This window comes from Pseudomonas sp. S4_EA_1b (assembly GCF_016307435.1).
In the GTDB taxonomy this organism is placed as follows: Bacteria; Pseudomonadota; Gammaproteobacteria; order Pseudomonadales; family Pseudomonadaceae; genus Aquipseudomonas; species Aquipseudomonas rhodesiae.
Window position 1 is genome coordinate 1 of record NZ_JAEILC010000003.1, and the last position, 2,138, is coordinate 2,138.

The window sequence follows — 2,138 nt, forward strand, 5'->3', positions numbered from 1 at the left end:
CACGCCACCGCGCTTGAGCGCAGCGCCATGCAGGGCATGGCGTTTTCAAGTGGTTTGGCCAAGGCGCTGTACAACCTGTGGGACAACGTCACGCAGTTGTATGAGCTGCTATCGGACCTCAAGGCCCACAGCGAAAAGCTGTTGGCCTACATCTCCCAGGCCGAACTCGATGCGCTGCTGGCACTCGGCAGCGACGCGATTGCCCAGGGTTTGCTGGTGCTCAGCGATGAGCCGCTGCTGTTCATTTATCTGGCGGCCATGGTCAGTTGGATGCGCCTGCTGCCGCCGCCCGAGATGTACGAACTGCTCGGCGAACTGACCGGGGAAGTGCTGATCAATCTGCTGCTGATCTGGGCCACAGCAGGCATGGGCGTGGCTCTGCGCCTGGGTGCTCAGACGCTCAGCAGCATCAAATCCGCGCGGGCGCGAGCGTTGTTGGCGTTACTCGCCAAGCACCTCAAGGGACCCAGGCTGGAACCCCATGTCGCAGAGGCCAGGCCATTGCTGCTGGGCAGCGCGGCGACGCCGATCAAGACAGTGCCGGTTGCGCCGTTGCAGGCTGGGGAGCAGGTGGTTACGAACGCGGTGCCGGCGGTTCGTCGCAAGGCTCAACGAACGGTGTTGGTGCGGCAGGAGCCTGTGGATGACGTGCCTGTTTCGGGGAAAAACCCGAACGGCGAAGCGGCGGCTTCTGCGGATAAAACCGTCACTAACGGCTGCCCCGTATCGATGGTCACCGGCGAGGAATTGCTGACCCTGACTGACGGTGTTCTGGATGGGGTGTTGCCGTTCGAGTGGACGCGGCTGTATCGCACCAGTGCGGTGGAAGTCGATGTAGGGCTAGGGGTTGGCTGGAGCCATGGGCTGGCGCAGCGGCTGGTGGTTTCAGGCGATTCGGTGGTCTGGACCGACCATGAAAATCGCTCTATCTCGTTTCCAATCCCCACCGTTGCGCGACCGGCAATCACCAATAGCCTGGCCGAAGCGGCGATCTATCTGGGCGCTTCGCCGGATGAGCTGGTGCTGGCCCAGGCGTCGCGGTTCTACCACTTTCGCGATGGTGTGCTGACGGCGATCAGCGATGCGTATGACAACCGCCTGCGAATTTTCCGCGATGTGCTCGGGCGTATCGAGCGGGTGGATAACGGGGTGGGTCGCTCGTTGTTTCTGCGCTATGGGGCTGGGCGCATTGTCGCGGTGGATTATCAGATTCAGCGCGCTAAGGGTTATGAGCCTTACGAGTGGATTACTGAGCAGAACGTCGTTTCCTACACCTATGACGACCTGGGCCGACTGGTCTCAGCGACCAATGCCGTCGGCGAAAGCGAGGTTTACCGCTACGACGAGCAGCACGTCATTGTGGAACGCGGCCTGGCCGGCGGGGCGAGTTTCTTCTGGGCGTGGGAACGCTCCGGCAAGGCGGCGCGCTGTGTGCGGCACTGGGCCAGCTTCTCGCAGATGGACACGCGCTATGTGTGGGGCGATGACGGCCAGGTCACGGTGCACAACGCCGATGGCAGCCAGGAAATCTATGTCCACGATGACCGTGCGCGATTGGTGCAACGCATCGATCCCGATGGCGCGCAGCACTTCAAATCCTACGATGCCCAAGGGCGGTTGACGGTCGAACAAGACCCGCTGGGCGCGGTGACGGCCTATCAGTACGACGAAGCCGGACGCTTAGTGGCGTTGTTTCCTGGGGAAGATGAGCCCACTACGTACGAGCATGACCACGGTTTCGTACGCGTGGTGCGCCGGGGTGAGGCGGTTTGGAAGTACGAGCGTAACGATCAGGGCGATGTCATTCGTAAGATCGATCCTGACGGTCACGTTACCGACTACAGCTACAACAAACATGGGCAACTGACCGGGGTTTGGTACCCGGACCACAGCTGCCATCGCTTGGTGTGGAATGAGCGCGGGCAACTGGTTGAGGAGCAGTTGCCCAATGGCGGCATCAGGCGCTATCGCTACGACGACCTGGGCCGCGAGGTGGCGCGCGAAGATGAACACGGCGCGCTGACCCAGTATCAGTGGGACGCTGTGGGTCGGCTGACTCGTCTGACCCTGCCAGGCGGTGCCACCCGCGAATACAGCTACAACCCCTACGGAAAAATCACCGCCGAACGCGACGAACT

Annotated in this window: 1 protein-coding gene; it reads left to right on the forward strand. The window is 61.8% G+C overall.

Annotation, left to right across the window (positions count from 1 at the left end):
• Positions 1-2,138: DUF6531 domain-containing protein (locus YA0848_RS01055; protein WP_198731213.1), on the forward strand; the 2,138-nt coding region annotated here is incomplete at both ends.